28 protein-coding genes and 1 tRNA gene are annotated in these 25,758 nt (G+C 66.4%); 7 read left to right on the top strand and 22 right to left on the bottom strand.

Annotation, left to right across the window (positions count from 1 at the left end):
• Positions 1-14 precede the first annotated feature (14 nt).
• Entirely contained in the window at positions 15-947 is a 933-nt protein-coding gene (locus JAN5088_RS13730) for a fatty acid desaturase (RefSeq protein WP_055683783.1), read from the top strand.
• Here JAN5088_RS13730 and JAN5088_RS13725 read toward each other — a convergent pair.
• From JAN5088_RS13725 to JAN5088_RS13660, 15 genes are all read right to left on the bottom strand, one after another.
• A tRNA-Arg gene (locus JAN5088_RS13725) sits at positions 920-996 on the bottom strand. The genes JAN5088_RS13730 and JAN5088_RS13725 overlap by 28 nt on opposite strands.
• A gap of 39 nt (positions 997-1,035) precedes the next feature.
• Complete coding sequence (lpxB, locus tag JAN5088_RS13720) at positions 1,036-2,166, bottom strand: lipid-A-disaccharide synthase (protein ID WP_055683407.1); 1,131 nt, start codon at positions 2,164-2,166, stop codon at positions 1,036-1,038.
• The gene (locus JAN5088_RS13715) at positions 2,163-2,948 is read right to left on the bottom strand and encodes an LpxI family protein (protein ID WP_233489795.1); all 786 of its coding nucleotides are present in this window, start codon (positions 2,946-2,948) and stop codon (positions 2,163-2,165) included. Before JAN5088_RS13715 ends, lpxB begins: the two co-directional genes overlap by 4 nt.
• Positions 2,945-3,742: an acyl-ACP--UDP-N-acetylglucosamine O-acyltransferase gene (lpxA, locus tag JAN5088_RS13710; protein ID WP_233489794.1), complete on the bottom strand. Its 798-nt coding sequence runs from the start codon at positions 3,740-3,742 to the stop codon at positions 2,945-2,947. The genes JAN5088_RS13715 and lpxA overlap by 4 nt, the downstream gene beginning before the upstream one ends.
• Entirely contained in the window at positions 3,739-4,194 is a 456-nt protein-coding gene (fabZ, locus tag JAN5088_RS13705) for a 3-hydroxyacyl-ACP dehydratase FabZ (protein WP_055683406.1), read from the bottom strand. Before fabZ ends, lpxA begins: the two co-directional genes overlap by 4 nt.
• Positions 4,195-4,254: 60 nt before the next feature.
• The gene (locus JAN5088_RS13700) at positions 4,255-4,857 is read right to left on the bottom strand and encodes an OmpH/Skp family outer membrane protein (RefSeq protein WP_055683405.1); all 603 of its coding nucleotides are present in this window, start codon (positions 4,855-4,857) and stop codon (positions 4,255-4,257) included.
• The gene (bamA, locus tag JAN5088_RS13695) at positions 4,857-7,121 is read right to left on the bottom strand and encodes an outer membrane protein assembly factor BamA (RefSeq protein WP_233489793.1); all 2,265 of its coding nucleotides are present in this window, start codon (positions 7,119-7,121) and stop codon (positions 4,857-4,859) included. The genes JAN5088_RS13700 and bamA overlap by 1 nt, the downstream gene beginning before the upstream one ends.
• Positions 7,122-7,326: 205 nt before the next feature.
• Complete coding sequence (locus JAN5088_RS19460) at positions 7,327-7,452, bottom strand: hypothetical protein (protein ID WP_267885382.1); 126 nt, start codon at positions 7,450-7,452, stop codon at positions 7,327-7,329.
• 103 nt (positions 7,453-7,555) lie between these two features.
• Positions 7,556-8,902: an RIP metalloprotease RseP gene (gene rseP / locus JAN5088_RS13690; RefSeq protein WP_055683403.1), complete on the bottom strand. Its 1,347-nt coding sequence runs from the start codon at positions 8,900-8,902 to the stop codon at positions 7,556-7,558.
• A 16-nt stretch (positions 8,903-8,918) separates the two neighbouring features.
• A complete protein-coding gene (dxr, locus tag JAN5088_RS13685; RefSeq protein WP_055683402.1) occupies positions 8,919-10,088 on the bottom strand; it encodes a 1-deoxy-D-xylulose-5-phosphate reductoisomerase in 1,170 nt (389 codons plus the stop codon).
• Positions 10,085-10,957, bottom strand: coding sequence for a phosphatidate cytidylyltransferase (locus JAN5088_RS13680; protein WP_143114712.1), 873 nt, complete (start codon positions 10,955-10,957; stop codon positions 10,085-10,087). The genes dxr and JAN5088_RS13680 overlap by 4 nt, the downstream gene beginning before the upstream one ends.
• Positions 10,954-11,670, bottom strand: a complete 717-nt coding sequence (gene uppS / locus JAN5088_RS13675) for a polyprenyl diphosphate synthase (RefSeq protein WP_055683401.1) — start codon at positions 11,668-11,670, stop codon at positions 10,954-10,956. Before uppS ends, JAN5088_RS13680 begins: the two co-directional genes overlap by 4 nt.
• Before the next feature lie 82 nt (positions 11,671-11,752).
• A complete protein-coding gene (gene frr, locus JAN5088_RS13670) occupies positions 11,753-12,310 on the bottom strand; it encodes a ribosome recycling factor (protein WP_055683400.1) in 558 nt (185 codons plus the stop codon).
• 1,028 nt (positions 12,311-13,338) lie between these two features.
• The gene (locus tag JAN5088_RS13665; protein WP_177220061.1) at positions 13,339-13,572 is read right to left on the bottom strand and encodes a DUF6552 family protein; all 234 of its coding nucleotides are present in this window, start codon (positions 13,570-13,572) and stop codon (positions 13,339-13,341) included.
• 7 nt (positions 13,573-13,579) lie between these two features.
• Entirely contained in the window at positions 13,580-14,284 is a 705-nt protein-coding gene (locus JAN5088_RS13660; RefSeq protein ID WP_055683779.1) for an SDR family oxidoreductase, read from the bottom strand.
• A 98-nt stretch (positions 14,285-14,382) separates the two neighbouring features.
• Between JAN5088_RS13660 and JAN5088_RS13655 the strand changes: the two genes are divergently transcribed.
• Complete coding sequence (locus JAN5088_RS13655; protein ID WP_055683398.1) at positions 14,383-15,261, top strand: LysR substrate-binding domain-containing protein; 879 nt, start codon at positions 14,383-14,385, stop codon at positions 15,259-15,261.
• 381 nt (positions 15,262-15,642) lie between these two features.
• On the opposite strand, the gene pyrH is transcribed toward JAN5088_RS13655, so the two are convergent.
• The gene (pyrH, locus tag JAN5088_RS13650) at positions 15,643-16,383 is read right to left on the bottom strand and encodes a UMP kinase (protein ID WP_055683397.1); all 741 of its coding nucleotides are present in this window, start codon (positions 16,381-16,383) and stop codon (positions 15,643-15,645) included.
• A gap of 106 nt (positions 16,384-16,489) precedes the next feature.
• Here pyrH and miaA point away from each other — a divergent pair, with 106 nt between their 5' ends.
• Positions 16,490-17,377: a tRNA (adenosine(37)-N6)-dimethylallyltransferase MiaA gene (gene miaA / locus JAN5088_RS13645; protein ID WP_055683396.1), complete on the top strand. Its 888-nt coding sequence runs from the start codon at positions 16,490-16,492 to the stop codon at positions 17,375-17,377.
• 9 nt (positions 17,378-17,386) lie between these two features.
• Here miaA and JAN5088_RS13640 read toward each other — a convergent pair whose 3' ends face one another.
• The 4 genes from JAN5088_RS13640 to mgtE all read right to left on the bottom strand — a co-directional run bounded on the left by JAN5088_RS13640 (position 17,387) and on the right by mgtE (position 21,378).
• Complete coding sequence (locus JAN5088_RS13640; RefSeq protein WP_055683395.1) at positions 17,387-17,887, bottom strand: RidA family protein; 501 nt, start codon at positions 17,885-17,887, stop codon at positions 17,387-17,389.
• Positions 17,884-18,369, bottom strand: coding sequence for a c-type cytochrome (locus tag JAN5088_RS13635; RefSeq protein ID WP_143114715.1), 486 nt, complete (start codon positions 18,367-18,369; stop codon positions 17,884-17,886). Before JAN5088_RS13635 ends, JAN5088_RS13640 begins: the two co-directional genes overlap by 4 nt.
• Positions 18,370-18,374: 5 nt before the next feature.
• The gene (locus tag JAN5088_RS13630) at positions 18,375-19,949 is read right to left on the bottom strand and encodes a flavin monoamine oxidase family protein (protein WP_055683393.1); all 1,575 of its coding nucleotides are present in this window, start codon (positions 19,947-19,949) and stop codon (positions 18,375-18,377) included.
• A gap of 103 nt (positions 19,950-20,052) precedes the next feature.
• The gene (gene mgtE / locus JAN5088_RS13625; protein WP_082430019.1) at positions 20,053-21,378 is read right to left on the bottom strand and encodes a magnesium transporter; all 1,326 of its coding nucleotides are present in this window, start codon (positions 21,376-21,378) and stop codon (positions 20,053-20,055) included.
• Between the two features lie 361 nt (positions 21,379-21,739).
• Between mgtE and JAN5088_RS13620 the strand changes: the two genes are divergently transcribed.
• Positions 21,740-22,084 carry a hypothetical protein gene (locus JAN5088_RS13620; protein WP_143114718.1) on the top strand — a complete coding sequence of 115 codons (345 nt, stop codon included), beginning with the start codon at positions 21,740-21,742 and terminating at the stop codon, positions 22,082-22,084.
• Positions 22,085-22,148: 64 nt separating this feature from the next.
• Positions 22,149-22,619 (top strand): Dps family protein, encoded by a 471-nt coding sequence (locus JAN5088_RS13615; RefSeq protein WP_055683391.1) that lies wholly within the window; start codon positions 22,149-22,151, stop codon positions 22,617-22,619.
• On the opposite strand, the gene JAN5088_RS19555 is transcribed toward JAN5088_RS13615, so the two are convergent.
• Positions 22,620-22,799, bottom strand: a complete 180-nt coding sequence (locus JAN5088_RS19555; RefSeq protein ID WP_306455498.1) for a hypothetical protein — start codon at positions 22,797-22,799, stop codon at positions 22,620-22,622.
• A gap of 248 nt (positions 22,800-23,047) precedes the next feature.
• Between JAN5088_RS19555 and JAN5088_RS13605 the strand changes: the two genes are divergently transcribed.
• Entirely contained in the window at positions 23,048-24,103 is a 1,056-nt protein-coding gene (locus JAN5088_RS13605) for a 2,3-butanediol dehydrogenase (RefSeq protein WP_055683389.1), read from the top strand.
• A gap of 45 nt (positions 24,104-24,148) precedes the next feature.
• Here the strand turns inward: JAN5088_RS13605 and JAN5088_RS13600 are convergent, their stop codons facing one another.
• Positions 24,149-25,252, bottom strand: coding sequence for a DUF6456 domain-containing protein (locus JAN5088_RS13600; RefSeq protein WP_055683388.1), 1,104 nt, complete (start codon positions 25,250-25,252; stop codon positions 24,149-24,151).
• A 210-nt stretch (positions 25,253-25,462) separates the two neighbouring features.
• On the opposite strand from JAN5088_RS13600, the gene JAN5088_RS13595 reads away from it, so the two are divergent.
• On the top strand, positions 25,463-25,756 hold the full coding sequence (locus tag JAN5088_RS13595) for a DUF6477 family protein (RefSeq protein ID WP_055683387.1): 294 nt from the start codon (positions 25,463-25,465) through the stop codon (positions 25,754-25,756).
• Positions 25,757-25,758: the final 2 nt, after the last annotated feature.

Raw genomic sequence — 25,758 nt, 5'->3', positions numbered from 1 at the left:
CCACCATGTCCGCCATGGATCATCGGCAATTCGTCTCCTCCCTCGCACTCTCCGACCGTCTGCGGCTGACGGAGCGGTCGAACTGGCGGGGCCTGCGTCATCTGGCGGGACATTGGGCGCTGATCGGGATCTGCGGCACGGGGGTCGCCCTTGGCGTGCCGGGCTGGCCCTTCCTGACGCTGCCGCTCGGTGTGGCCCTCGTGTTCCTGTTTACCCTGCAACATGAGACGACGCATCTGACGCCTTTCCGTTGGGAATGGCTCAATCAATGGGTGGGCGCAATTTGCGGGGTGATCCTTCTGCTGCCGCCCACCTGGTTCCGTCTGTTCCATCTGGCCCATCACCGGCATACGCAAGACCCCCATCACGACCCGGAGCTTGCGACACCCAAGCCCGAGACCCCTTCGGCCCATGCCTGGCACCTGACCGGTATACCGGTGTGGCACGGGCAGATCCGCACACTTCTTCGGAATGCGGCCGGACGCAACACGGATGCCTTCGTGCCGCCGCGCAGGCGCGCCGCCATCCAGCACGAAGCGCAGGCAATGCTGGCCCTCTACGCTGCACTTGCCGGTGCAAGCCTCTGGACGGGCAGCGCGATGCTCCTCTGGCTCTGGGTCATTCCCTTGCTTCTGGGGCAACCGTTCCTCCGGCTCTATCTGCTGGCCGAACACGGCCGCTGTCCGCAGGTGGCGGACATGCTGTCGAACTCGCGGACGACACTGACGAACCGCGCGGTGCGGTTCATCGCCTGGAACATGCCCTTTCACGCCGAACACCACGCCTGGCCGACCGTCCCGTTCCACAGGCTTCCCGTGCTGCATGATCTGGCGCGGCCGTATCTGACGCAGACGACGCGCGGCTACGCCACGTTCCACCGCGACTATCTGCGCGACCTGCGGGGCGATGATAAGGAAGATGGCGCACCCATCAGGATTCGAACCTGAGACCTCTGCCTTCGGAGGGCAGCGCTCTATCCAGCTGAGCTATGGGTGCCTGCCCGCGGGGATAGCCGCGATCATGACGGCCCGCAAGTCACTTCCGCACCTGCGTCAGGACCGATCGTGCGGCGCGCAGGCCGGGTGGCTCCCCTCCCCGGCCAAGCAGGTCCATCGCCTGCGACAGCGCCTGCGCCTGTGCTTCGCGGGCGTCGGCATCGGTCAGCAACCGGGCGAAGGCCTCGCCCACCGGGCCGGGGTGACAGGCGGGGCCAAGGAACTCCGGCACGACGTTGTCGCCCGCGATCAGGTTCACCAGCGTCGCGGTATCGACCCGCATCATCCGGCTGACGATCTGCCAAGTCAGCCAGCTCATGTCGTAGGCGATGACCATGGGCGTTCCGGCTGCCGCCAGTTCCAGGCTTACGGTGCCCGATGCCGCCAGCGCGGCGCGCGCGGCGGTAAAGGTCGCGCGCTTCTGGGCGGGGTCGGTGACGACAAGCGGATCGCCTGGCCAGTCGCGCACGGCCTGCCGCACTGTATCGACCAGATGCGGCACCGTGGGCACCACCACGCGGAACCCGGCTGGCAATTGACCGAGCGCCGCGCCGAACACCGGTGCCAGCCGCGCGACCTCGCCCCGCCGCGACCCCGGCAGGACGAGCGCGATGTCAGGCCCGGTGGTGTCGGTCAGGGCACCGATCTCCTGCTCGGTGGCTTGCGGTTCCGCGACGACGGGATGACCCACGAAGTCGCATGTCATCCCGGCGGCCTCCATCAACGGCGGCTCGAACGGCAGAAGGGCCAGCACGTGATCCACATGCCGTGCCATCCGCGTCGCGCGCCCGGGTCGCCAGGCCCAGACCGAGGGCGCGACATAGTGAATGACGAGCAGGTCCGGCCGCGTCCGCCGGGCGCGCGCGGCGACGCGCAGGCAGAAGTCCGGGCTGTCGATCGTGACCAGCGCGTCCGGCGCCGTCGCCAGAACCGCCGCGGCGGCCTCATCGCGCCGGCGCAGCAGATGCGGCAGGCGGGGCAGAACCTCGGTCACGCCCATCACCGATAGATCCTCCATCGGGAACAGGCTGTGCAAACCCTCCGCCGCCATGGCCGGGCCGCCGATGCCCGCCATCTCGACGTCCGGTTCGAGTTCCCGCAGCCCCGCCATCAGCGCCGCGCCGAGCCGGTCGCCCGACGGCTCCCCCGCGATCAGGAAAAGGCGCGTCATTCGCTCCAGACCGTCAGGAACAGGCCGGTCGCGGCAAGCCGCTCGCGCATCGCCTCCGCGTCCAGCACCAGCACGTCGCCTGCAATGACCGCGATGCCCGAGAGGCCGGCCACAGCCGCCGCCGTTACGGTGTGGGGCCCGATGGTCGCCATGTCGATACGCCGGTCCTGCCCCGCCTTGGCACCCTTGAACAGGACACCCCCCGATGGACCATCGAAGCGAGTCAGGCTCTCCAGCATCCAATCCGTTCCGGGCATCGCCTCGACCGCAAGAACCAGCCCGCCCGCCACGACGCACCCCTGCCCCACGTCCAGCGGTGACAGCGCGCGGTGCACAGCGGCGGCGCGGGCAATGTCGGCGCAGGCGCGGTCGTTTGGCGTTCCCTCGACGGGCACGTCGAGCAGCGCGGGCATCAGATCGTGGGCGGCCACGACACACAGGCCCGCCTGCTCGAAGAACGCGATCACGGTCCGCAGCGCGGCGTCGTCGCCTGCCTGCAACGCCTGCATCATGCGCGGCAGCAGCGGCATCGTCGCCGCATCGACGAGCGACGGGTCGAGCGTCGGCCGTCCGATGCGCCCCGCGAAACAGACCTCCTCCACGCCATCGGCCTTCAGCCCGGCGATGAAGCTGCCCAACTGCTCGACGCGGAATGGCGACGACGCGATCCCCTTTGGCGCGAAGCCCTCGGGGTGATGGCATGTCCAGTCGCGTCCCCCAAGCGCGTGCGCCAGCGTCGCGGGCAGACGGTCCTGTCCGGCGATCAGCGCCAGACGGGTCACTTGGGGACCAGGAAACTTCGGTCCGAGGCGCCGGTGATGAATTCGACCATCCGGCGGACATAGTCGCTGTCCGTCTCCTCACCCAGACGGCAGGCGCGTTCCTGGAACGTCCCCTCCCCCTGCTTGAGCGTCAGCAGCGCGGCGCGCAGTGCCTGGATGTCGGAGCGCGCGACACCCTTGCGCTTCAATCCCACAAGGTTCAGCCCGTCCAGCTCCGCCCGCGGCCCCGATACGAGGCCATATGGCACCACGTCGTTCGTCACCATCGACAGCGCGCCGATGATCGCGCCGCGTCCGATGCGGACCCATTGATGCACCCCGGAGAGGCCGCCCACGATCACGTCGTCCTCGATGACGCAATGGCCCGCGATGGCCGAATGGTTGACCACGATCACCCGGTCGCCCAGCCGGCAATCGTGCGCGACATGGCAGCCGGCCATGAACAACCCGTCGTCGCCGACCACGGTCTCACCGCCCCCACCGGCGGTCCCGGTGTTCATCGTCACATGCTCTCGGATGCGGTTGCGCGCGCCGATCCGCAGGCGGGTCTTCTCGCCCGCGAACTTCAGGTCCTGCGGCACCTCGCCGATGGAGGCGAAGGGAAAGATCGTCGTCCCCTCGCCCACCTCGGTCAAGCCGGTGACGACGACATGGCTGCGGACATCGACGCCGGGGGCCAGCGTCACCTCCGCCCCGATCAGGGAGAAGGGGCCGACCGAGGCACCCGCGCCGATGGTCGCGCCCTCCTCCACCACGGCCGAAGGATGGATCGTGGCCGCACGGTCGATGGTCACTTCGGGAGGTCCATCATCGCGGTGAAATCGGCCTCGGCGGCCATTTCGCCATCCACGGTCGCCTCGCCGTGGAAGCGCCAGACCTTCGCGCCGGGCTTGCCGCGCGTGACGGTCACGCGCATCTCCAGCACGTCGCCGGGCACGACCTTGCGCCGGAACTTCGCGCCGTCGATCGACATGAAGTAGACGAGGAAGCCGCTGTCGGCCAGGTCGTTGCTGACGCCGACCAGCACCGCGGCCGTCTGCGCCATCCCCTCGATGATGGTCACGCCGGGCATGATCGGCGCGCCGGGGAAATGGCCCTGGAAATGCGGTTCGTTGAAGGTGACGTTCTTGACGCCCGTGGCCGAGGTGTTCGTCTCGATGTCGCGCACCTTGTCCACCAGCAGGAAGGGATAGCGATGCGGGATGATCCGCTGGATCAGGTGGATGTCGGCTTCGGTCGTCGTCATGGTGCCCCCTTCTTGTCCCCCACGGGCTTAGCGCGCGGCGGGGGTGGGGGGCAAGCGGCGCTAGTCCGTGCCGGTCTCCGCTTCCGGCGGCGTGGGCCGGGGGCGCGGCTGCGTGCCGTCGGTCGCGACGCCTTCGCCCAGGGCAGCGTCGATGCGGGACTGCGCGAGCGCGGTGATGTCCACCTGATCGGCCGAAGCGATGACGATGCGCCGGTCCAGGATCACCAGGGCCCCCGTCTCGCGCGCCAGATCGACCAGCACGGGGTTCGCCCGGTCGAAGAACAGCTGCTGCGCCCGTTCCCCCTGCTGCGCGATGGCGCGGGCCTTGGCATCCTGCGCCTCGCGGATGCCGTTGACGCGGGTGTCGAACTCGGCCGCAAGTTCGCGGAACTCGCCCGGCTCCATCGTCTTGCGCCGTTGCGTCAACTCCCGCTCCTCGGCCTCCAGCTCGGCCTCGATGCGGCGGTTCTCGGCTGCAAGCGCGGAGGTCTCCGCCTCGATGTCGCGGGTAACGCGCTGACCGAACAGGCTGGTGGCGAACAGGGCGTCGCGGTCCAGCACGACGACCGCCGACTGCGGCACCCCCGGTCCCTCACCCGCCTCCTGCGCCGCGACGGGACCGGCGCAGATGAACAGCGCGGCGATCGCCGGGCGCAGACGCATCAGAACCTTGTCTGGATCGTCAGGTCGAAGTTCTGCTCGCGGTCGAAATCCCGCTTGCGCACGGGCGTGGTAAAGTTGAACCGCAGCGGCCCAATGGCGGTATCCCACAGGAAACCGACGCCCACGGCCGAGTTCAGATAAAAGTCGTCGTCGACCGGAATCGGGCCCGTCGCGTCCGTGTCGTCCAGACCCCAGACCGACCCCATGTCGAGGAAGGTCGCACCGGCAATACCGTATTCCTCGGGTATGAATCCCAGCTCGAACTGCGCCTCGAACCGGGCGGCAACGAAGTAGTTTCCGCCCAGGCTCGCGTCGTCGAAGTTGAGGTCGCGCGGCCCGATGCCGCCCGACTCGAACCCCCGGATGATGGAGGAGCTGTTGACGAAGCGATTGGGCTGGCGCGAATTCTCGTCGCCCAGCATGTTCAGCAATCCGCCCTCGAACGTGGCGTTCAGAGTGATTTCCTCGTTGCGGACGGTACGTTGCGCGGCGGCCAGGAAGGTCGTCTTGACGAACTCCTCGTCTCCGCCCACGCCCGCGAACTGTTGTCCGAACCGTAGGCGAACGCCGCGCGTCGGGTCCAGCCCCCGGCCGATGGTGCTGTAGCTCCAGGCGTAGCCCACATAGGAGGTGATCTCGTCGCCCACATCCTCCAGCAGGATCGGCGAAAGCTCCGTGTCGTCCCGCGCCTCCAGCTTGTCCTTGCTGATGCCGTAGAACACACCCAGTCGCGAGAATTCCCCAACCGGGAACTCCAGCCCCGTGCGGAAGCCGACGCTTCGGGTGTCGAAGGTGAACACGTCGTCGCTGTTCTCGGAGTAGGAGGTCGAAAACGACAATGCCAGGTCGCGGTTCAGGAAATAAGGCTCGATGAACGTCAGGCTCGCGGACGACCGCTCCGATGCGGTGTTGACGCCGACGTTCAAGACCTGCCCCCGGCCCAGGAAATTTGTCTCGGCGAAGTTCAGGGACACGCCCACGCCGCTTTCCACGGCGTAATTCAGGCCGAAGCCCAGCGATCCGGTCGGTTGTTCCTCGACGTCCACGTCGACGATGACGGTTTCGGGCGTCGTCCCCTCGCGGGCCGTCACCTCGGCTTGGGAGAAATAACCGAGCGCGCGAATGCGTTCGGCGGCGGCGCGGATCTCACGCGGGTTGTAGGGGTCGCCTTCCACCGTGTTGAACTCGCGCCGGATCACCCGGTCCAGTGTCGTGGCGTTGCCCTCGATGTCGATGCGTTCCACGAACAGCCGCTCGCCCTTCTCGATCACGAAGTTCACGTCGACCGTCTGGGACGCCGGATTGCGCGTGATCTGCGGCGTGGCCCGCACGAAGGTCAGACCCTGCCGCGTGGCCAGAAGCTCCAGCCGCTGGACGGTCCGTTCGATGCTCTGCGGGGTGAAGATGTCGCCGGGCTGCACCTGCACCTCGGCCTGGTAGAGCGAGGTGTCGATCTCGGGCAGGGCCGACGTCGCGCCCACCCGGCCATAGCGGAACTGCTGCCCTTCCTGGATGCGGAAGGTCAGGAAGTAGGCGTCACGCTCGGGCGACAATTCGGGCACCGCCGACAGGACCTGCATGTCTGCATAGCCGCGCGACAGGTAGAAATCCTGCAGAAGCTGCCGGTCCAGCGCGACCCGTTCGGACACGAAGGTGTCCGATCCGACCAAAACGCGGAACAGACCCGCCTGCTTGGTCTCGAGCACGCGGCGCAGCCTGCGGTCCGAGAACGCGCGGTTGCCCACGAAACTCAGCCGCTCCACCTCGGACACGCGGCCCTCCGCGATCTCGAACACGAGGTCCACGCGGTTGTCGTCGCGCCGGATGATCTTGGGCTGCACCGTGGCCGAGATGCGGCCGGCCTGCCGGTAGGCGTCGGTGATCGCGGCTGCGTCGCGTTCGGCCTGAACGGGGTCATAGACGCGGCGCACCTGGCTGCCCACGACGGACAGCAGCACCTCGTCCTTCAGCCGCTGGTTCCCCTCGATCGAGATGCGGTTGACCGTCGGATATTCGTCCACGACGATCAACAGCTTGCCGCCCTGGGGCACGATTTCGACGTTCTGAAACAGGCCGGATGCCTGAAGCCGTTGGAACCCGTCGTTCAGCGCGCCCGCGCTGACAGGCTGGCCGGGCGTCACGCCCAGCGTGGACAGGACCGAGGCCGTGTCGATACGGGTGTTGCCCTGAACCTCGAAGGTGTCGAACCGATAGGTCTGCGCCTGGGCCGCACCGGCGATCAGGGCCGCGCCAACCAGGCCCATCCCCGCCTTCCGCGTTCCCTGCAATCCTGAAACCAGAAGGGCGACCGCCCCCCGACCGGCCGCAATGCGGACCCTGCCGTGATCGTCCATGTCCTAACTGCCCCCGCTTCGATCTTCTTTGCAAAAATCCCTATCGGAGGGGCGTGACCATGTCAAAGCAGCAAAGCCCCCGCAGGGGCCTTGCGTCGCCAAGTGTTGCACCCGGTCAGAAGGACTGGATCCAGGCGGCCAGGAACATCGCGCCGACGATGGCAAAGGCCGACAGGAAACGGTCGATGTTCAGGCCCATGAAGATCGACAGGCCGCGATATCCGTTCTGCATGTGACGCATGACGAAACCCTCCGAATTGTCCGCTCCCCGGATGCCGCATGATTGGGGCGGAAATCGGGCATGACTCGGGCGCCCGGTGGGCGTTTCGTGCGCCCCGCCCGCGTCAAGGGCAGGTAAGGTCGTTGAACAGCGCGAAGACCATCAGAAGACCCATCAGCGCCACGCCCACCGTCATCAGCACGCGGACCGCGCCGTCCGACGGTGGCTTGCCGCGGATCGCCTCGTAGGCGTGAAAGACCAGGTGCCCGCCGTCCAGGATGGGGATGGGAAACAGGTTGAGCAGACCCACCGCCGCAGACAGCACCGCGATGAACCAGATGAAGTTCTCGGCCCCCTGGCTTGCCACCGCGCCCGAGGTTTCGGCGATACCGATGGGGCCCGACAGGTTGCAGGTGCTGATCGCGCCCGTGGCGATATGCGACAGCGCCGACAGCGAGGATCGCACGATGAACCAAGTCTGCTCGGCACCGTAGGCCACTGCCTCCAGCGGGTTCGCCCGCTCGGTCACGGGATCGAAGAACAACCCGCCGGTGATCCCGATGAGCCACCGCGTCTCGAACCCGCCGTCCGAGGTGGGCAGGTCCATGCGGCGCGGGGCCAGCGTGAACTCCAGCGTCTCGCTGCCGGCGTCGGTCGGGCGCCACACCGCCAGACCCAGAGGCGCGCCGTCGCCCGCCTTGACCACCGCCTGAAGGTCCTGGAACGACGCGATGGGCGTGCCATCGATGGCCGTCACCACGTCGCCCGGCCGGATGCCGATGTCCCAGGCTGCGGACCGGGGTTGCACGGCCTCGACCCGGGCGGGCATGGGAAAGGCTGCGTCAACCGTCACGACCTGCCCGTCCCGCCGCACGTCATAGGGCAGCGTTTCCGCAGGCGGAACCGATTGCGCAGCCTCGACCAGATCGGCAAGGCGTGCGACCGGGCTGCCGCCCACTGCGACGATCTCGTCGCCCGGCTGCAAGGTGACGACCGAAGCAGGCAGCGATTTCAGATCGCCCACCACCGGCGCCTCCGCCGGGCGGCCGGCGACGATCACGAAGGCCCCGAAGATCAGGATCGACAGGATGAAGTTGAAGACCGGCCCCGCCGCCACCGTCGCCGCGCGCCGCCACAGCGCCGCGCCGGTCATCGTCGTCGCCCGCTCCGCCTGCGACATGGCGGTCACGGTGCCGTCGCCGCCGACCGAGGCCGCATTGGCGTCGCCCCGGAACTTGACGTAGCCGCCCAAGGGCAGCGCGGCGACCTGCCACTGGGTGCCGTGCTTGTCCATCCGCTTCCAGACCACCGGACCGAAGCCGATGGAGAAGACGTCCGCCTTGATGCCGCACCAGCGCCCGACGATGTAGTGGCCGTATTCGTGGATCGCCACGATCACCGACAGGGCCACGACGAAGGCGAGGACGGTCCAGATCAAGCCGCCGAACTGCGGAAGGAAGTCTGCGATCATCTGTGGTCCTTCTTCCTCAGGCGGCGTGGTCGCCGGACGCGACGGCGGTCGCCGTTTCCCGCGCGATGCGGTCGGTCTCCAGCACCATATCGAGGGTCATCGTGTCGCCTTCAAGGCATCCCCGTGCCTCCAGCCGTTCAAGGACGCGCTCCACCAATGGCGCCATGTCGGTGAACCGCATCTGCCGTGCGATGAACAGATCGAGCGCGACCTCCTTCGCCGCGTTGAAGGCGGCGCCGGACAGGCCGCCCCGGTCCATCACGCCACGCGCGATGGCAAGCGCGGGATAGCGCGCGGGATCGGGGGCATGGAACTCCAGCCGGGCAACCTGCGCCAGGTCCAGCCGCTCCACCGGAAGGTGCCGCCGGTCGGGCCAGTTGAGCGCATAGCCGATGGCATGCCGCATGTCCGCCGTGCCCAGATGCGCCATCATGGCACCGTCCGCGAACTGAACCAGCGCGTGGATCAGGCTCTGCGGGTGAATGATCGTGTCGATCTTCGCGGGCGGCAGGCCGAAGAACTCCTTCGTCTCGATCAGTTCCATCGCCTTGTTGAACATCGAGGCGGAATCGATGGTGATCCGCTGCCCCATGTCCCAGTTGGGATGCGTCCCCGCCTGTTCCGGTGTCGCGTTGCGGAGCGACTCCAGCGGCAGGTCGCGCAGGCCGCCGCCCGATGCCGTGATGACGACCTTTTCGACCGCGGCCACGTCCTCGCCCACGAGGGCCTGGAACACCGCCGAATGCTCGCTATCCACCGGCAGGACCGTTGCACCCCGCCGGGCCGCCTCCGACAGAAGCAGGGGGCCGGCGCAGACGAGGCTCTCCTTGTTGGCCAGCGCCAGCGTGCCGCCGTGGCGCAGCGCGCGCAGCGACGGGATCAGGCCAGCCGCGCCCACGATGGCCGACATGGTCCAGTCGGCGGCCCGGTCGGCCGCCTCCTCCAACGCCGCCGTTCCCGCCGCTGCCTCCACCCCCGACCCGCCCAATGCGTCGCGCAACTCCTCCAGCCGGTCGTCGAAGGCCGTCACCGCGACCTCCGCCCGCAGGCGGATCGCATCCGCTGCCAGTTGCGCGACATTCGCCCCACCGGTCAGGGCGACCACGTCGAAGTCCCCCCGCCCGATCAGGTCGAGCGTGCTCTGCCCGATGGACCCGGTCGAACCGAAGACCGAAACCCGCCTCATCCGACGCCCGGTATCGGCGGAAACTCGGACACCGACTCGATCACCAGCAGCATCAGCGCGGCCCCGAGCAGCGCGTCGAACCGGTCGAACAGCCCGCCGTGCCCCGGCAGGAGGTTGGAGCTGTCCTTGACGCCGACGCGCCGCTTGACCGCCGATTCCGCGATATCGCCCATCTGCGCCATCATCGCGAGCGCGACCGAAATGCCGATCGTCTCCCACCCGGAATCCTGCCAGATCGTCCAGATCAGGCCGACCAGCCCCGCGCCGACCCATCCGGCGATGGTGCCCGACCATGTTTTCTTGGGGCTGATGCGCGGCCAGAACTTCGGCCCGCCCAGCATCCGCCCCGCAAAATACCCCGCTACGTCGGACATGACGACGACCGAAATCAGCCAGATCATCCAGACCAGCCCGAACTGCGTCAGATGCTGCGTAAGCGAGAGGCCGGCCAGCACCATCGCCATGGAAAACGCGACCATAATGCGCCGATGGTTTCGGATGAAGGCGATGGCCGTCATCGGCACCAGCATCAGGACCGGCAAGGCGAAGCCCACGGGAATCAGGTTCGCCGCGAACAGAAGGCCGCCGCCCACGACGGCCATAAGCCGCGCGCGCTTGGGCCCCGTCTGGACCATGGTGGCCAGCTCCCACAACATCAGCCCCACGCAGACCGAAATCAGGGCCGAAAACCAGATCCCGCCCAGCAGGATCGCGACGCCGCCGATCGCAAACAGGAAGATTGCCGTGATCAACCGGGGGGCAAGGTCCTGGAACCGACCCGCGATCTGCGGCTCCAGTGGGGGGTCAAGCTCGAACTCGAACAGCGGCGGTTCTTCGTCCTGCCTTGGGGGGTCTGGCCGGTCGGTCATGCGCGCACCGCTCCGAACCGGCGGTCGCGGGTGCCGTAACGCGACAGGACCTCGACGAACTTCTCGCGCGTGAAATCGGGCCAGAGCGTGTCGACGAACTCGTATTCTGCATAGGCCGACTGCCACAGCAGGAAGTTCGAAATCCGCGCCTCGCCCGAGGTGCGGATCACCAGGTCGGGGTCGGGCAGGACGTGGGTGTCCAGATAGCGCGGCAGCGTCTGGTCGTTGATCGTCTCCGGGTCGAGCCGCCCGGCCGCCACGTCGCGCGCCAGCCGCTTGGTCGCCCGCGCAACCTCGTCCCGCCCGCCGTAGTTCAGGGCGATTGTCAGGTGACAGCGGGTGTTGTGCGCCGTCAGTGCCTCGATCATGTCCATCAGGCCGCGCAGCTTGGCGTCCAGCCGGTGCCGGTCGCCGATGAACCTCACCCGCGTTCCCTGTGTCAGAAGGGTGTTGGCCTCGCTCTCGATATACCGGCGGAACAGCGACATGAGGCCCGACACCTCGCTCTGCGTCCGCTTCCAGTTCTCGGTCGAGAAGGCGAAGATGGTCGCGTATTCCACCCCCAGGTCCGGGCAGGCAGCCACGATCTCGCGCACCCGTCTCGCGCCTGCGCGGTGCCCCAGCAGGCGCGGCCTCCCGCGTTGCTGCGCCCAGCGGCCGTTGCCGTCCATGATAAAGGCCACATGGCGCGGTCCGTTGGGTGGAATGGGCATCGTGCCTGTCCTCGCTGTCACCGGGCCGTCGCCCCTCGGGTTGCCGGACACGCCCGCAGGGCGACGATCCGGGCCGCAGGTCTCAGACCTGCATGATCTCGGCCTGCTTGTCTTCCAGCGCCTGGTCGATCTTCTTGATGTAGGTGTCGGTCATCTCCTGAACCTCGCCCTCCCACATCTTGGCCTCGTCCTCGGCCAGGCCTTCGGCCTTCTTGATGCGATCCATCCCGTCGCGGCGGATGTTGCGAACGGCGACGCGCGCGCCTTCCGCGTACTGCCCGGCGACCTTGGTCAGGTCGCGGCGCCGCTCCTCGTTCAACTCGGGAATGGGCAGCATGATGATCGTGCCGTTGAGCTGCGGATTGATGCCCAGCCCGCTTTCGCGGATGGCCTTTTCCACCTTGCCGACAAGCCCCTTGTCCCAGACGTTGATCGTGACCATCCGCGGCTCGGGCACGTTGACGGTGCCGACCTGGTTGATGGGCGTCGGGCTGCCGTAGGCATCCACCATCACCGGCTCCAGCATCGACGCGCTGGCACGCCCGGTGCGCAAGCTGCCGAACTCCGTCCGCAGATTGGCTAGCGTGCCGTCCATGCGGCGTTTCATGTCGTCGGTGTCCAGCTCGAAATCGTCGGCCATTGTCATGTCTCCCGCAGGCTTTCGGCGGGGTATATCGGGCGTGGGGCGTCAGGGGAAGGCGGTTGCTCCCCCATCGCGTGCCGGAATGGCAACGGGGTCACAAGGCCCTGTTCCGTGCTGCCGGCAATGACAATTCGATCAGGTTCGCGACTACGAAGATCGGGCGCTCGCTGCAATTCTCGACGCGACGGATGCTTCAGGAAGGGCACCCGACTTGCAGATCGTCGAACTCCAGCGCGTGCCTCCCTTGTCGGAAGACGATGCTGACGGCACCCCGGCCAGTTTGCGGAGAGGGTCCCTAACGGTCGCTCACCGTGTTTTCGGTCGCTCGATCATACGGCTTCCGGCCGCAGCGCCGCAGCGCCGCAGCGCCGCAGGAGACTTGGCCATGTTCACGCGGCCCGCGACAATGGGCTGATTAGCATGGATGCCGTATTGCGATGCCTGATCTCGCCTGCCCGATAAGCCCGCGTGGAAACTCTCGCGACGTAGCGATCCCGCCGTCTATCCGAACCAATGGTCGTCATACCGACCCGGGTGGTGAGTAATCCCATTCCTTTCGACATCGACATCACGGGACATCCCGATCCTGCCAGCATCTCGGCGCTCGGAAGCGCCTTGACGTGGGTAAATGGGGGCCCTTGTTCCATTGAGGGCGTCCTGATGAAACTCGCCAAAGGCGCAGACGACACAATGATGGCGTTCGCGGAGCGAGGGCAAAAGAAGGTTGCGGGGGAAGGGTGCAGGTCGCGTCCTATGTGTCGAACGTCGTGCAAAGGTGACCCATTGCGTTCGGTTCTCGGAATTTTATCGCCGGGCCATGCCAGGCAAACCCGACGCAACTGACAAGCATTTCGGACCCAGATCGGACCTATGACGCAGGACGCACAAAGGTTCGGAGAGCGGACTTTGTTGACGTTCGGTGCACGCGCACCAGTGTCCTGTTCAGTGAACAGTTCGACAAAGGATTGAGCCCGCCGGTGACACAAACGCCTGAGTTTTGGCAATCCTTGCTGGTTCTACTAAGATCAACCGCTGCTCATTCCGGCGAGCATGGCCCCGAGGGCGACGAGGTGGATCAGCATAATCGCGCGGTCGTTCCAGAGCACACCGACGGCGAACCAGCCGAGGACGCCTACGAGGAACAAATAGAGGTTCCAAGGCGTCCAGCCGAAGGCCGTTGCCGTGTAGCCCTTGATCTGGATGATCGACGCGGCCCATTTGAGGGTGAAGGCGATACGCCCTGCCTCCGGCGCAGTCATTGTGACATCAGACGGCACGGGTTAGCCCTCCATCGATCCGCAAGTTCTGGCCAGTCATGTAGGCGGCCCCTTCGGACGCTAGCCACGAGATCAGGGATGACACTTCCTCCGCGTATCCGTAGCGCCCCATCGGGATGCGCGCGCGGCGATCCTCGGTTTCCGGCAGGCTGTCGATGAACCCCGGAAGGACATTGTTCACGCGGATATTCTCGGCCGCATACTTGTCCGCATAGAGCTTGGTGAACGCAGCCAGGCCCGCACGGAACACGCCGGAGGTTGGAAAGAGCGGATCGGGTTCGAAGGCCGCGAAGGTCGAGATGTTGATGATCGCACCGCCGCCTTGCGCCTGCATCAGTGGCGTGACTAGCCGTGTGGGCCGGATGACGTTCAGAAGATAGACGTCCAGCCCCGTATGCCAGTCGTCGTCCGAGATTTCCAGCACGGGGCCTTTCGGGCCATGCCCGGCGGAATTGACCAGGACATCCACCCGGCCCCAGCGATCCGTCGCTCCTTCCACCAATGCGGCAAGGTCGTCCAACTCTTGGTTCGACCCGGTGATGCCGAAACCGCCCAGTTCTTTGCCGAGCTCCTTACCTTTGCCGGACGACGACAAGATACCAACGCGGAATCCGTCCGCCGCCAATCGGCGGGCCGCATCGGCCCCCATGCCACTGCCACCAGCCGTGATAAGTGCTACCTTTTCTACTGACATCATATGCTCCATCACTGTTCTGCCCTGAATTTAAACCAAAAGTGATGGGATTTCGCGCCAGAATTGATGTCGCGTGACAGTAGCATTACTATCCCACCATGACCCATCTTCCGCCCCTCAATGGATTGCGTGCCTTCGATGCGGCCGGTCGTCACCTCAACTTCCGGGCGGCTGCGGACGAAATGGGGGTGACACAGGGGGCTGTAGCGCAGCAGGTGCGCCAACTCGAAGCGCAACTGGGACTGCCCCTGTTCGACAGGTTGCCGAAAGGGCTGGCGTTCACATCGACAGGGCGCAGCTATCATGCCCGTGTCGCAACCGCTTTCGCGGACCTGCGCGCCGCCACCGAAACCCTGCGTCCCGAACCGGACAAGGTGCTCGTCAGTGTAACCCCAACGTTTGCCGCGAAGTGGCTAATCCCGAACCTGCCGGATTTCTCGGCCGCATGCCCGAAGGCCGACCTGCGTATCCTCGCCACTGAACGAGTGTCCAGTTTTCACGGGGACGGGATCGACCTTGCCGTTCGTCAGGGAAAGCCGCCTTTCGGCGCGGCGTTGGAGGTCATTCGACTTTTCCGGCAGGAAATCATCGCGGTCGCGGCCCCCGCGCTCGTGGCTGGGTATCGCTTGCCGCTTGACGTTGAGAGCTTGTCCCACCTGCCGAAACTGCACGATGCACATGATCTGTGGCCCGCATTTCTCAAGCGGCTCAACATCGAAAATCGTAGCGGACACGGCCTGCGGTTGAGCCAGACCGCCCTGGCGATGGACGCCGCCCTTTCGGGCCAAGGCGCGGCCCTCGTCAGCAGATTTCTCGTGCGCCGCGACATGGCTGAAAAGCGCCTTGTTCAGATCCACCCTGAGGCCCTTTGGGGGGAACAGGATTTCTATCTGCTGGCAGAGCGCAATCCCAAGCGCGGGTCGCCCACTCAAGCCGCATTCGATTGGTTCGCATCAAAGGCCGAAGCCGAAGTTTAGTTTCGCGTCGTCGCAATAGGGTGGACACAATCCCCCAGTCAGAACTGATGTGCCAGAAAGCTTATTTCTGGCACATACCCAAACCACCGCGATTTACGCCGCCAAAAAAACGACATTCAAAACCGAAGCCGTTGTTGAAGGTTTCTGGCGATCTCGTGATACCGGACATTCGTGCGACGCGCAGCATTTGGTATAATGGGCTCTTTCTACGCCTTCGCTGCACCCGGCACGAAGGGCTGCTTAGCCTGATCCTACATGCAATCTGAGCAGCGATCTGTCACAAAGGTCGGTTTTGACCCTCATCTGACACTAGGTCTTTTTCGAGCCCATGCGGAGACACGACATTCGGGTCGCGCCACCTCCAGATCGGTAAAGCCGCCCTTAGTCCTCGACCCGCGTATACGTCCCCTCGCCCGCCAGGATCGACCGGAACCCGCCGGGCGCGTCGAGCGAGAAGACGATGATCGGCAGGCCGTTCTCTCGTGCCAGCGCGATGGCAGATGCGTCCATGACCTTCAGGTGCTTCTGGAGCACCTCGTCATAGGTGATCCGGTCGTAACGGCGCGCGTCGGGGTATTTCATCGGATCGCGGTCATAGACGCCGTCGACCTTGGTGCCCTTGAAGATCGCCTCGCAGGACATCTCGGACGCGCGCAGGGTGGCAGCCGTGTCGGTGGTGAAATAGGGGTTGCCCGTGCCGGCCGCGAAGATCACGACGCGTTTCTTCTCCAGGTGCCGTACAGCGCGCCGGCGAATGTAGGGCTCGCAGACCTGATCCATGGGAATGGCGCTGATGACGCGGGTGTGGATGCCCAGGGATTCCATCGCGCCTTGCATGGCCAGCGCGTTCATCACCGTCGCCAGCATCCCCATGTAGTCGGCCGTCGTCCGCTCCATCCCCTGCGCGGAGCCCTGCAATCCGCGGAAGATGTTGCCGCCCCCGATGACCATGCAGATCTCGACGCCCATCTCGTGGACAGACTGAACTTCGCGGGCGATGCGCTCGACCGTGGGCGGGTGCAGGCCGTAACCCTGATCGCCCATCAGCGCCTCGCCCGAAATCTTGAGCATGACCCGTCGCAGAGTCGGGTCGCCCGCGGTCCCACCGTCCTGGTGCTGCATGCGTCGTCCCCCAAGTCGCTGTTGCGAGAGGACGTATGGCGGATTAACCCGGCTGGGGCAACCGCCCCGCCCGCACCCGCGCATTGGATGAACGACGACCTGCAAGATGCTGGATTTGCTCGATACCATACCGCCCGACCGGCCTGTCCTGATTGCCGGACCGACTGCCTCGGGCAAGTCGGCGCTGGCGCTTGCCATTGCCCGGACGGCGGGCGGGCGGATCGTGAATGCCGATGCGCTCCAGGTCTTCGCGGACTGGCGCATCCTCAGCGCGCGCCCCTCGGCGGAGGAGGAATCCCAGGCGCCTCACGCGCTTTACGGTCACGTCGGCTGGACGCGCGCCTATTCGGTGGGCGACTGGCTGCGGGAAATGACGCCCCTGCTGCGCAGCGGCCCGCGCCCCATCGTCGTCGGGGGAACGGGCCTCTACTTCCGCGCGCTGACCGAAGGACTGGCGGCCATTCCGCCCACGCCCGCTACCGTCCGCATCGAGGCGCAGGACCGGCTCGACCGGGTCGGCCTGCTCGCGATGGCCGCCGAACTGGCTCCGGAAGTGCGCGCCGACATGGATTTGCGGAACCCCATGCGCGTCCTGCGCGCATGGGAAGTGGCGCGGGCCACGGGCCGGTCGATCCGCGACTGGCAGGCCGATACCCCGCCTCCGCCGCTGACGCTGGCGGATTGCACCGCGTTGGTCGTCGACGCGCCGAAGGACTGGCTGATTCCGCGCATTGAACGCCGCTTCGACGCCATGCTTGCCCAGGGCGCGCTCGACGAAGTCCGCGCCGTGCTGCCGAAGTGGGACATCCGGCTGAACGCGGCGCAGGCGATCGGCGCGCCCGATCTGGTGGCGCATCTGCGAGGCGAGATCGACCTGCCCACAGCGCGCGAGCGAGCCATCATCGCCACCCGCCGCTATGCGAAGCGTCAACGCACCTGGTTCCGCGCCCGCATGAGCGACTGGCGGCGCGTGGATGCGACGACCCTTCTCTGACAGCGACCGTCAGGGCCGGACGGCCACGGCCTCGATCTCGACGAGCCAGGCGGGATTGGCGAGGCCCGCCACCTCGAACACCGATCGCGTGGGCAGGTTGGGCTGGGCGGAGGTGCCGAAGTATTCGGTGTATCCGTCCATGAAACCTGCGAAATCCATCTCGTCCTGGCCTTCGGGCGCGACGAGATAGACCTGCATCTTGACGATGTCGCCCATCGTCAAGTCCAGTTCGGCCAGCTTGCGCTCGATCGAGGCGAGGGTGCTTTCGGTCTGCGCGGCGGTGTCTCCGAATTGCTCGGGCGAGCCCTGCGCGGCCTCCGGGTCGATCACCGTGGGGACGGTGCCGCTGAGGTAGACGAGCGTCTTGTCCGCCGGAATCTCGACCGCTTGAAGGATGGGAAAATCCGACTCGGGGATCGGATGGCGGATGATGTCGGACCCCTGCGCGGAGGCCAGGCCGGCCGAGGATACCAGCGCCACGATGCTGAGGGCTTTGAGGGAGAGGGTCATTCGTGCTCCTTGGTGTTCTGGTCAGCAGGATCGACGGGCCGGGAATATTCCACGTCTTCAACTGTGGCATCGGGTTCGTAGCCGTTGCCGAGTTCGGACTGGATGTAGGACGTCACCGCGACAACCTGTTCGTCGTCGAGGAAGTGGCCGAGAGACGGCATACCCCCCTGCCCGTTCACGATGATGTAGATGGCATAGCCCGAATACTCGAGGTTCTCGTTACCTGCGAGCGCGGGGTAGAACCCGGCACCCACGGCACCCCTGCCGTCCGGCATGTGGCATCCGGCGCAGAGGGTGCCATACAGCACCTCGCCGTCGGTCGAGGTATACCCGTCGCCGCCGAAGTCCGCCCGGTCGGCGCGCATCGACATCGCCGTCTCCGCCCGGCGGGGCGTCGTTTCCTCCGGGTCGGTCATCTGTGCCTGCGCGGCCAGCGCCGAGAAACCCAGGGCGGCCGCGGTCGTGAGAAGTATGCTTTTCATGATGTTCACCCGTTGATGACCTTGTCGTGCAACCGCGAAATCGCGTCGAGCGAGGACAGGATCGCCCCCTCCTGCCAGGCGGGCAGATAGGACAGATGCTCGCCCGCGCAGACGACACGGTTGTCGATCTTGACCGCCTCGTCATAGCCCTCCCGGCCTTCCCAGACGCCCGAACAGCCCAGTGTCCAGGGAACCTTGTGCCAGCTGACCGTGACGCCGGTCTTGAACTCCTCGCGGTACTGCGGGTGGATCTTCTCACCCATCTTCAATGCCCATTCGATACGCTCGTCCGGCGACATCGCGTTGAACTTGTAGGAGTTCGACCCCCGCCAGGTATAGCCGCCCAGCAGGACGGCAGGCCCATCGGACTGATAGCCGTAGGACGGATAGCTGATCTGAGCGATCGCCTGGTCGGTATAGCTTATGCCACCGTAGATGTTTTCGTCCTGCTCCCAGAAGCGACGCTTGAACTCCAGCCCCCACTTGACCGAGCTGTTGTAGAACATCGTCCCGATTGCGGTCGCGAGCCCGCCAGACAGGTTGTGGTCGATCTGGTTCAGGACCGAGAACGGGATGGTGCAGACACACCAGTCGGCGGTGCTGGTCCGCGTCTCGCCGCCGCCCCGGGCATCCTCCCACTGGACGGTGACGCCGTTGTCGTCCTGCTGGAGCGACGTGACCTTGGCGTTGTAGGTGATGAGGTCGCCCACCTCGCGCTCGAACCCCTTGGCGATGGCGTCCATGCCACCGACGGGCTGGAACATCGTGTTCTGGTGTTCCTGCAGATAGTTGGTGGACAGATACTCCCACAGCCGGGATTGGACGATCTTGTCCAGGTCGATCGGGGTCGACGCGACGGGCGCGGCGTTCATGCCGCCGCCCGGCGGCTTTTCATAGCCGCGGTAGTCGCTGACCTCCAGGCTCTTGGTGTACTCATACTTGCCGTTGAGGACGCCGAGTTCGCGAAGGCTCTCCAGCAGCATCTCGCGGTCGTCCTCGCTCACCATCTCGTCGAGCTTGCCCTGATCGACCGCCTTGGCGAGCAGCTCGCTGGTGTGGCCGCGATAGTCGATCTCGATGTCGCGCAAGCGCTGCGGCTTGCCGTCGAAGGAATCCTCGTTGTGGACATAGGCGTTGAAGTTCTTCTGGACGAAGACCTCCAGCGGCACCTTCAGGCGACGGCAGTAATCGAGCAGCGCGTAGTGATGATGCGGAATCCGCCACGGGCCGGGGTTGATGTAGTTGCCTTCCTCGAAATCCACGTTCTGCGTCGCGCCGCCCAGCTCGGTGTAGGTGTCGCCACCGCGCAGGGTCCAGCAGCGGCCGCCGGCCTTCTCGCGGTATTCGAGGATCTCCACCTCATATCCCGCCGCCCGCATCTCCAGTGCAGCGGTCATGCCCGCCAGCCCGGCGCCCAGGATCAGGACCTTTGCGCCCTTCGGGTCGCCGTCCAGCTTGATCGGGCCCTTATAGCTCGACGGCTGCGCGTGGCCCATCGAGGTCATCGCGTAATACATCGCTGTGCTGCCCGCGACCGTCCCGATCATTCCCAGAAGATTGCGGCGTGTCAGTTCGGTCATGGAACGCTCTCCCTCAATGGCGCCTCGCGCGGGGCCCCTTCACGAAGGGAGGACCGCGTCACTCGGGCTCAACCTTCTTGACGTCCCCCGGTTCCGCGCAGCGTCAGATCGCCAACACGGCGGTGGCGATCGAGAAATAGACCAGCACTCCGACGGCATCCGAAATCGTGGTGACGAGCGGCCCGCTGGCCGTCGCCGGGTCGAGCCGCAGGCGACTGAGGAGGAACGGCAGCGACATGCCTACGAGGCTGCCGATCATCACGACCACCACCATGGTCAGGCCGACCGCCATCGCCACGTCCGGTCCCCCGCGCCAGGCGCCCAGCGGCAGGACGACCGCCGCCATGGTCAACCCGAGCGCGGCGGCCACGCCCACCTCCCGCAGGATGAGACGGCCCCAGTCCGACATCTCGACGTCGCCCGTAGCCAGCGCGCGCACCATCAGTGTGGCCGCCTGCGAGCCGGCGTTGCCGCTGCTGTCAATCAGGAGGGGAAGAAAGAACACGAGCGCCACATGGGCGAGGATCGTATCCTCGAAGAAGGCGATGCCGGCGCCGGAGAACAGGTTGCCGAAGACCAGAAGCGCCAGCCACACGATGCGGCGGGAATAGAGCACGCGGAACCCCGCGTCGCGCAGGCTCTGGCTGAAGGGCATGACGGTGGAGATCTTCTGGAAGTCCTCGGTCGTCTCGGCCTGGAGCGCATCTGCCGCGTCGTCGTGGGTGACGATGCCCGACAGCCGGTTCTCAGCGTCCACCACCGGAACGGCCAGCACGTCGTAGCGGGCGATCACGCGGGCGACCTCCTCGCGCCCGGTGTCGAGCGTGACGGAAACGGGAGCCTTGTCCATCAGGGCGCCCACAGTCGCGTCGTCGGGCGCCAGGATCAGGTGATGCAGGCGAACCGCGCCGATCAGATGCCCGCCCGCATCCGTGACGTAGGAGCGGTAGATCGTCTCGCTGTCGGGCGCGGCACGGCGCAGCGCGTCGATGGCCTGCGCCGCCGTCATCGCGGGGTCGAGCGTGGCGAAGTCCGACGTCATGATCGCGCCGGCCGTCGCCTCTCCGAAGGCCGCGAGGCGGTGGACGTCGGCGCGATCTTCAGGCGTCAGGCCGCGCAGGAGGCGGGTGCCTTCCTCCGGCGGCAAATGGTTGTAGAGGTCGGCCCGGTCGTCCGCATCGAGGCCGTTGACGAGGGTCGCAAGGTCGCCTTCCGGCAAGAGACGCGTGAAATCGGCCTGCGCGTCGAGCGGCATGTAGGCGAAGACTTCGGCCCGGGCGGGCATGGGCAGCGCGACGAGACGGGCGATACCGTCCGCCCGCGGCATCCGGGCAAGCCAGACGGCCCGGTCGATGGCCTGCCCCGCCTGGGTGAATGCGTCGAAAGCGCGCTGCGCGTCGTCATCGGGGATCATGTCGGTGTCGGCCATCGGATCGCCCTTGCGGTTTGCGGAACCGCGATGGAGACGCGGATGGCCGAAAAAGGCAACGGCGGGATGGGTCAGCCCGGTCCGAGTGACTGCATATATCGAACCTCTCCGCTCGCGGGAAACCCGTCGTCCCGAAAGGCCCGGTCGAGAAGCGATTCGGCGAGGGCCGGATCGACGTCGCAATCACAGGAGGTGTAGGTACGAAGAACGACACGCCGCCAGTCGCGGCGGTCCGGGGCATCGGTTTCCATGTGTGGACAGGGCATGGGGTCGTCCCCTCATCGAACGATTTTGTGTCCGAGATATCCTGACAGGAAGGCTCGGCATTGCAAAGACCAAGTTTTCTTGTCAGGTTATGCTCATGGCATCGCGACCTCACCTTTCCATCTCGGACCTGACGACGATTCGTTTTGCCGCGCTGACTTGCCGGGCGAGCGCGCGCCGCGTGCCGTCGGGCGATCCGGCAGTCGCGATGCTGGCGACGGCGCTACGCGGCCTGGGCCGGCCCCCATGCGTCTATGCGCCGGGAACCGAGGCCGTGTCCTTTGATGAACATTGGATGCTGGCGCTGCTGGCAGCGATCCGGCGCGGCGACCGGAGCAGCCGGACCTTCCTTCTGCGATCGCGGATACGGACGGCGGAGCGGGAGATGCTGGACGCGTCTGCGCGCGTTCTGGCCGCGCAACTGGACGCGGCCGTCGCCTGATGTAGACTGGACCACGGGGCAAGCCACCGCCAGCCCGTTCCTCCATTACGAAAGGACCGATCCCATGGCTCAACCCGCCCACGATCTCTCCCCCTCCGCCACCGAGGCGATCGCCGAGGCGCTGACGCAGGCCGTCGCCGAGACCGCTGTGACCACGATGCTGGCGCAGAACTTCCACTGGAACGTGACCGGCATGGCCTTCGGCCCGCTGCACGACCTGTTCCAGACCATCTACGAGGATCACTTCGTCGCGCAGGACGACCTCTCGGAGCGGGTGCGCGCCCTCGGTGTCCACGCCGAAGGTAGGCTGTCGGTCATGCTGGAGCGGTCCAAGGTCGAGGAGCGCGACGGCACGCAGTCCGAGAAGGAGATGATCCGCGACCTGATGAACGCGCAGCAGATCCTTGCGGGCACCCTGGCCGGCGCGGGAGAGATCGCGGCGAGCCACGGCGACATCCTGACCGAGGACCTGGCCGTCGAGCGCGGGCGCGTCCACGAGAAATTCGCGTGGATGCTGCGCGCGCATCTGAACTGATCAAGGATCGGGGTCGAAGGGCGGCTTGACGCCCTTCTTCCGCAGCCGTTTCAGATAGGCGGGCATCCAATGGGCGTATTTCCCCATCGCCTCCTGCTGCGCTACGATCATCCGCACAAGCACGGCCCGCGACTTCGCGCCCTTCTGCGTCTTGAACAGGCGCTTCTGACCCTTGGTCATAGAACAACCGATGCAATGCGGCGCAGGATCGGTCGCGGTGGACATCGGACCCCGACGACGGAACTTGCAGACGTCGATGCATGGGGACGGCAATCTGGACATGGCTCGGGAGCTCCGCCGGTGGGGTCGCGGTGGGTGATGGCAGACCCGGCTGATCGAACGCAACCGGGGTTGACCTGGGTTAACGCCGCTGCCCCCGTCTGCGTTCATACTGGGGCTATCCCAATTCCAAGGTCAGGAGAGACGCCATGAAAGCGGCACGTTGGCACAAGGCGCGCGACATTCGCATCGATGACATCGAGGAGCCGACGCCCGGCGAGGGCCAGGTCAAAATCAAGGTGGCCTGGACAGGCATCTGCGGCAGCGACCTTCACGAATATGTCGCCGGGCCGATCTTCGTGCCCGTGGATACGCCACACCCGGTCAGCGGCGAAAAGGCCCCCATCGTCATGGGACACGAATTCGCAGGCGAGGTGGTCGAGATCGGCCAAGGCGTCACCCGCGTGAAGGTGGGCGACAGGGTGGCGGTCGAGCCGATCCTTGCCTGCGGCGAATGCGACGCCTGCCGCCATGGCAAATACAATCTGTGCGAAACACTGGGTTTCCACGGCCTGTCGGGCGGCGGCGGCGGTTTCGCCCCATATACCGTCGTGGGCGAACGCTGGGTCCACCGCCTGCCGGACGGCCTGTCGATGGAACAAGGGGCACTGGTGGAGCCGGCGGCTGTCGCGCTCCATGCCGTGCGGGTAAGCAAGATCAAGGCGGGCGATACGGCGGCGGTGTTCGGCGCGGGGCCGATCGGTCTGCTGGTGGTCGAGGCGCTGCGCGCGGCGGGGGCCTCGCAAATCCTGGTGGTCGAGCCGTCGAAGGAGCGGTCGGACAAGGCCGTCGATCTTGGCGCGACGCGGGCAATTGACCCCACGCAGGACGACCCGGTCGAGACCATCCGCAGCCTGACCGACGGCGGCGTCGACGTGGCCTTCGAGGTGACGGGCGTGCCCGACGTCCTGCCGCAGTGCATCGAGGCCACACAATACGAAGGCGAAACGGTGATCGTGTCGATCTGGGAGAAGGACGCCGCGTTCCAGCCCAACACCGTCGTCCTGCAGGAGCGGTCGATCAAGGGGACCATCGGCTACCGCGACGTCTATCCCGCCACGCTCGACCTCATGACCCGCGGGTTCTTTCCGGCCGACAAGCTGGTGACACGGAAGATCGCGCTGGACGACATCGTTGAGAAGGGGTTCGAGGCGCTGGTGGCCGAGAAGTCCCAGATCAAGATACTGGTCGACCCCTCGGCCTGACCGCGCGTAAGACGCAGGCCCCGGGGTGCGGGGCCTGTGGATCGGTCAGCGGTGAAGGCCGTCGTAATGGCCGGCAAGGCGCTGGAGCGCGATCCGGAGGACGATCTTGCCCGACCGCGCGGCCCAGCCCATGCGCTTTTCGGCCGTCTCCATCCCTTCGAGAAAGCAGCAGACGCGCAACACCACATCGGCCAGCCCCGGCCCGAGTGCGCGGAGCGCCATGCTGACGCGTTCGCGGGCGTCCTCGGGGCCGGAGCAATTGGTGCCCGGACCCATCTGGCCACGTCCGCCTGCGGTCAGGAACCGCTCCCAGTTCTGCCCAACGCGGGGGCCCATCTGCGCACGCTCGAAATCCTCGCGCAGGCGCTCCCCTGCGATGACGAGATCCATTGACAAAAACGGCTTGCCGTCGCGGTCCTTCTTGCGGGCGAGGCCGCCCAAAGGGGATTCGGCCAGATTGATCCGCAGCGTCTCGTCGCCGCGCGGGTCGGAAAAGACGCGCTCCGCCATCTCCATGTGCTGCGTGAGGAAGGGGCTGGGCGCTTCGGCCATGCCGCGCGCCTCGACCCGGGCGGTGAGCGTGTCGCTCAGCAGCCGTCGCAGCGCCGCGCGTCCGGCCTCGGTGATGCGGTAGCGCGTGATGCGTCCGGCCTTGAAGCAACTCACCCAGTCCTTGAGGACGAAGGCCTGCGCTACGGCCTTGGAGACGGTCGCGGTGCGCGTGGGCGTATCGCCGTTCTCGCGCAGGACGACCGCCTGCGGCATCCCCTGCCCCACGGCGAGGAAAGCGTCACCTTCGCACAGGCGGCGCAGGATACGCTTCGCCTCGCGGTTCAGGGTATCGTCGTCGATCAAGGTCGCGCGGCTGGGAAGGGCTGACATCTGGGGAGCATCCTTTGCGTCTGGAAGGTCGTTGGGCTTCGTGGCGGCCCGGGCGAGCCGCTCGATCATTTCATCCACCAGCGGATCGTCCCGACGCTGTTCGATGCGCCTGACCTGCCTCAACACGGTCGAGGCGGAGCAGCCCGTAGCCTCGGCCACGTCGCGCAGCGGACGGCCTTCGAAGGCGTGAGCGACATAGGCGCGAGCCGAGAGGGGAACCCAGTCCGGCAGGGCTGCTGCGGTCGGGCTGGAGGGGCGGGCGGTCATCGAGAAACTCCGGATACTGGTCCTGCGGAAAACCCGCTCAGACCTGTCTCGGATTGGTTTACAAGAGGTTAACCCTCCACGTTCCTGACACAAATGTTGCCAAAGTGTAAACGCGGGGAAAGCAGCGCACGCTGCTTCGGCCCGATCCGCAACACGGGGCGAAACGGGGGCAGGATCGGCGCAGTTCCAATCAACGACGGATGCCCGATCATGTGCCAGATCACGAAAGAACTCGCCGCCCTTCGCCGCCCCGGCCTGCTGGTGGAAGCGGCCAATCACGGAACCGCAGGCTATGAGCGCCGCCGCGACCTGCGCCGGATGCTGCGCGCCGCGATCCCGCCCTCGCCCCGCGCCGCGCTGGAGCGGCTGCTGCCACTGGAAGCCGCGCTGGAGCATCGCCGCCGGACGGCCGACAAGAACTACAGCTTTCCGCGCCATGTGGACATCCTGATGGCGCTGCTCGCCGAGGCGCGCGCCTTCCGCAGCACGTCAACCCCGGCGTGATG

This window comes from Jannaschia rubra (genome assembly GCF_001403735.1).
Lineage (GTDB): Bacteria > Pseudomonadota > Alphaproteobacteria > Rhodobacterales > Rhodobacteraceae > Jannaschia > Jannaschia rubra.
The sequence above is the reverse complement of the archived record's forward strand: the minus strand, read 5'-3'. Positions and strand labels throughout refer to the sequence as shown.

What these genes read in the sequence shown, in the direction of transcription:
- JAN5088_RS13730 (WP_055683783.1), top strand. Translation starts at nt 15, where the DNA reads ATGGATCATCGGCAATTCGTCTCCTCCCTCGCACTCTCCGACCGTCTG.
- lpxB (WP_055683407.1), bottom strand. Translation starts at nt 2,166, where the DNA reads ATGACGCGCCTTTTCCTGATCGCGGGGGAGCCGTCGGGCGACCGGCTC.
- fabZ (WP_055683406.1), bottom strand. Translation starts at nt 4,194, where the DNA reads ATGACGACGACCGAAGCCGACATCCACCTGATCCAGCGGATCATCCCG.
- JAN5088_RS13700 (WP_055683405.1), bottom strand. Translation starts at nt 4,857, where the DNA reads ATGCGTCTGCGCCCGGCGATCGCCGCGCTGTTCATCTGCGCCGGTCCC.
- bamA (WP_233489793.1), bottom strand. Translation starts at nt 7,121, where the DNA reads ATGGGCCTGGTTGGCGCGGCCCTGATCGCCGGTGCGGCCCAGGCGCAG.
- JAN5088_RS19460 (WP_267885382.1), bottom strand. Translation starts at nt 7,452, where the DNA reads ATGCGTCACATGCAGAACGGATATCGCGGCCTGTCGATCTTCATGGGC.
- rseP (WP_055683403.1), bottom strand. Translation starts at nt 8,902, where the DNA reads ATGATCGCAGACTTCCTTCCGCAGTTCGGCGGCTTGATCTGGACCGTC.
- dxr (WP_055683402.1), bottom strand. Translation starts at nt 10,088, where the DNA reads ATGAGGCGGGTTTCGGTCTTCGGTTCGACCGGGTCCATCGGGCAGAGC.
- JAN5088_RS13680 (WP_143114712.1), bottom strand. Translation starts at nt 10,957, where the DNA reads ATGACCGACCGGCCAGACCCCCCAAGGCAGGACGAAGAACCGCCGCTG.
- uppS (WP_055683401.1), bottom strand. Translation starts at nt 11,670, where the DNA reads ATGCCCATTCCACCCAACGGACCGCGCCATGTGGCCTTTATCATGGAC.
- frr (WP_055683400.1), bottom strand. Translation starts at nt 12,310, where the DNA reads ATGGCCGACGATTTCGAGCTGGACACCGACGACATGAAACGCCGCATG.
- JAN5088_RS13665 (WP_177220061.1), bottom strand. Translation starts at nt 13,572, where the DNA reads ATGACTGCGCCGGAGGCAGGGCGTATCGCCTTCACCCTCAAATGGGCC.
- JAN5088_RS13660 (WP_055683779.1), bottom strand. Translation starts at nt 14,284, where the DNA reads ATGTCAGTAGAAAAGGTAGCACTTATCACGGCTGGTGGCAGTGGCATG.
- JAN5088_RS13655 (WP_055683398.1), top strand. Translation starts at nt 14,383, where the DNA reads ATGACCCATCTTCCGCCCCTCAATGGATTGCGTGCCTTCGATGCGGCC.
- pyrH (WP_055683397.1), bottom strand. Translation starts at nt 16,383, where the DNA reads ATGCAGCACCAGGACGGTGGGACCGCGGGCGACCCGACTCTGCGACGG.
- miaA (WP_055683396.1), top strand. Translation starts at nt 16,490, where the DNA reads ATGCTGGATTTGCTCGATACCATACCGCCCGACCGGCCTGTCCTGATT.
- JAN5088_RS13640 (WP_055683395.1), bottom strand. Translation starts at nt 17,887, where the DNA reads ATGACCCTCTCCCTCAAAGCCCTCAGCATCGTGGCGCTGGTATCCTCG.
- JAN5088_RS13635 (WP_143114715.1), bottom strand. Translation starts at nt 18,369, where the DNA reads ATGAAAAGCATACTTCTCACGACCGCGGCCGCCCTGGGTTTCTCGGCG.
- JAN5088_RS13630 (WP_055683393.1), bottom strand. Translation starts at nt 19,949, where the DNA reads ATGACCGAACTGACACGCCGCAATCTTCTGGGAATGATCGGGACGGTC.
- mgtE (WP_082430019.1), bottom strand. Translation starts at nt 21,378, where the DNA reads ATGGCCGACACCGACATGATCCCCGATGACGACGCGCAGCGCGCTTTC.
- JAN5088_RS13620 (WP_143114718.1), top strand. Translation starts at nt 21,740, where the DNA reads ATGGCATCGCGACCTCACCTTTCCATCTCGGACCTGACGACGATTCGT.
- JAN5088_RS13615 (WP_055683391.1), top strand. Translation starts at nt 22,149, where the DNA reads ATGGCTCAACCCGCCCACGATCTCTCCCCCTCCGCCACCGAGGCGATC.
- JAN5088_RS19555 (WP_306455498.1), bottom strand. Translation starts at nt 22,799, where the DNA reads ATGACCAAGGGTCAGAAGCGCCTGTTCAAGACGCAGAAGGGCGCGAAG.
- JAN5088_RS13605 (WP_055683389.1), top strand. Translation starts at nt 23,048, where the DNA reads ATGAAAGCGGCACGTTGGCACAAGGCGCGCGACATTCGCATCGATGAC.
- JAN5088_RS13600 (WP_055683388.1), bottom strand. Translation starts at nt 25,252, where the DNA reads ATGACCGCCCGCCCCTCCAGCCCGACCGCAGCAGCCCTGCCGGACTGG.
- JAN5088_RS13595 (WP_055683387.1), top strand. Translation starts at nt 25,463, where the DNA reads ATGTGCCAGATCACGAAAGAACTCGCCGCCCTTCGCCGCCCCGGCCTG.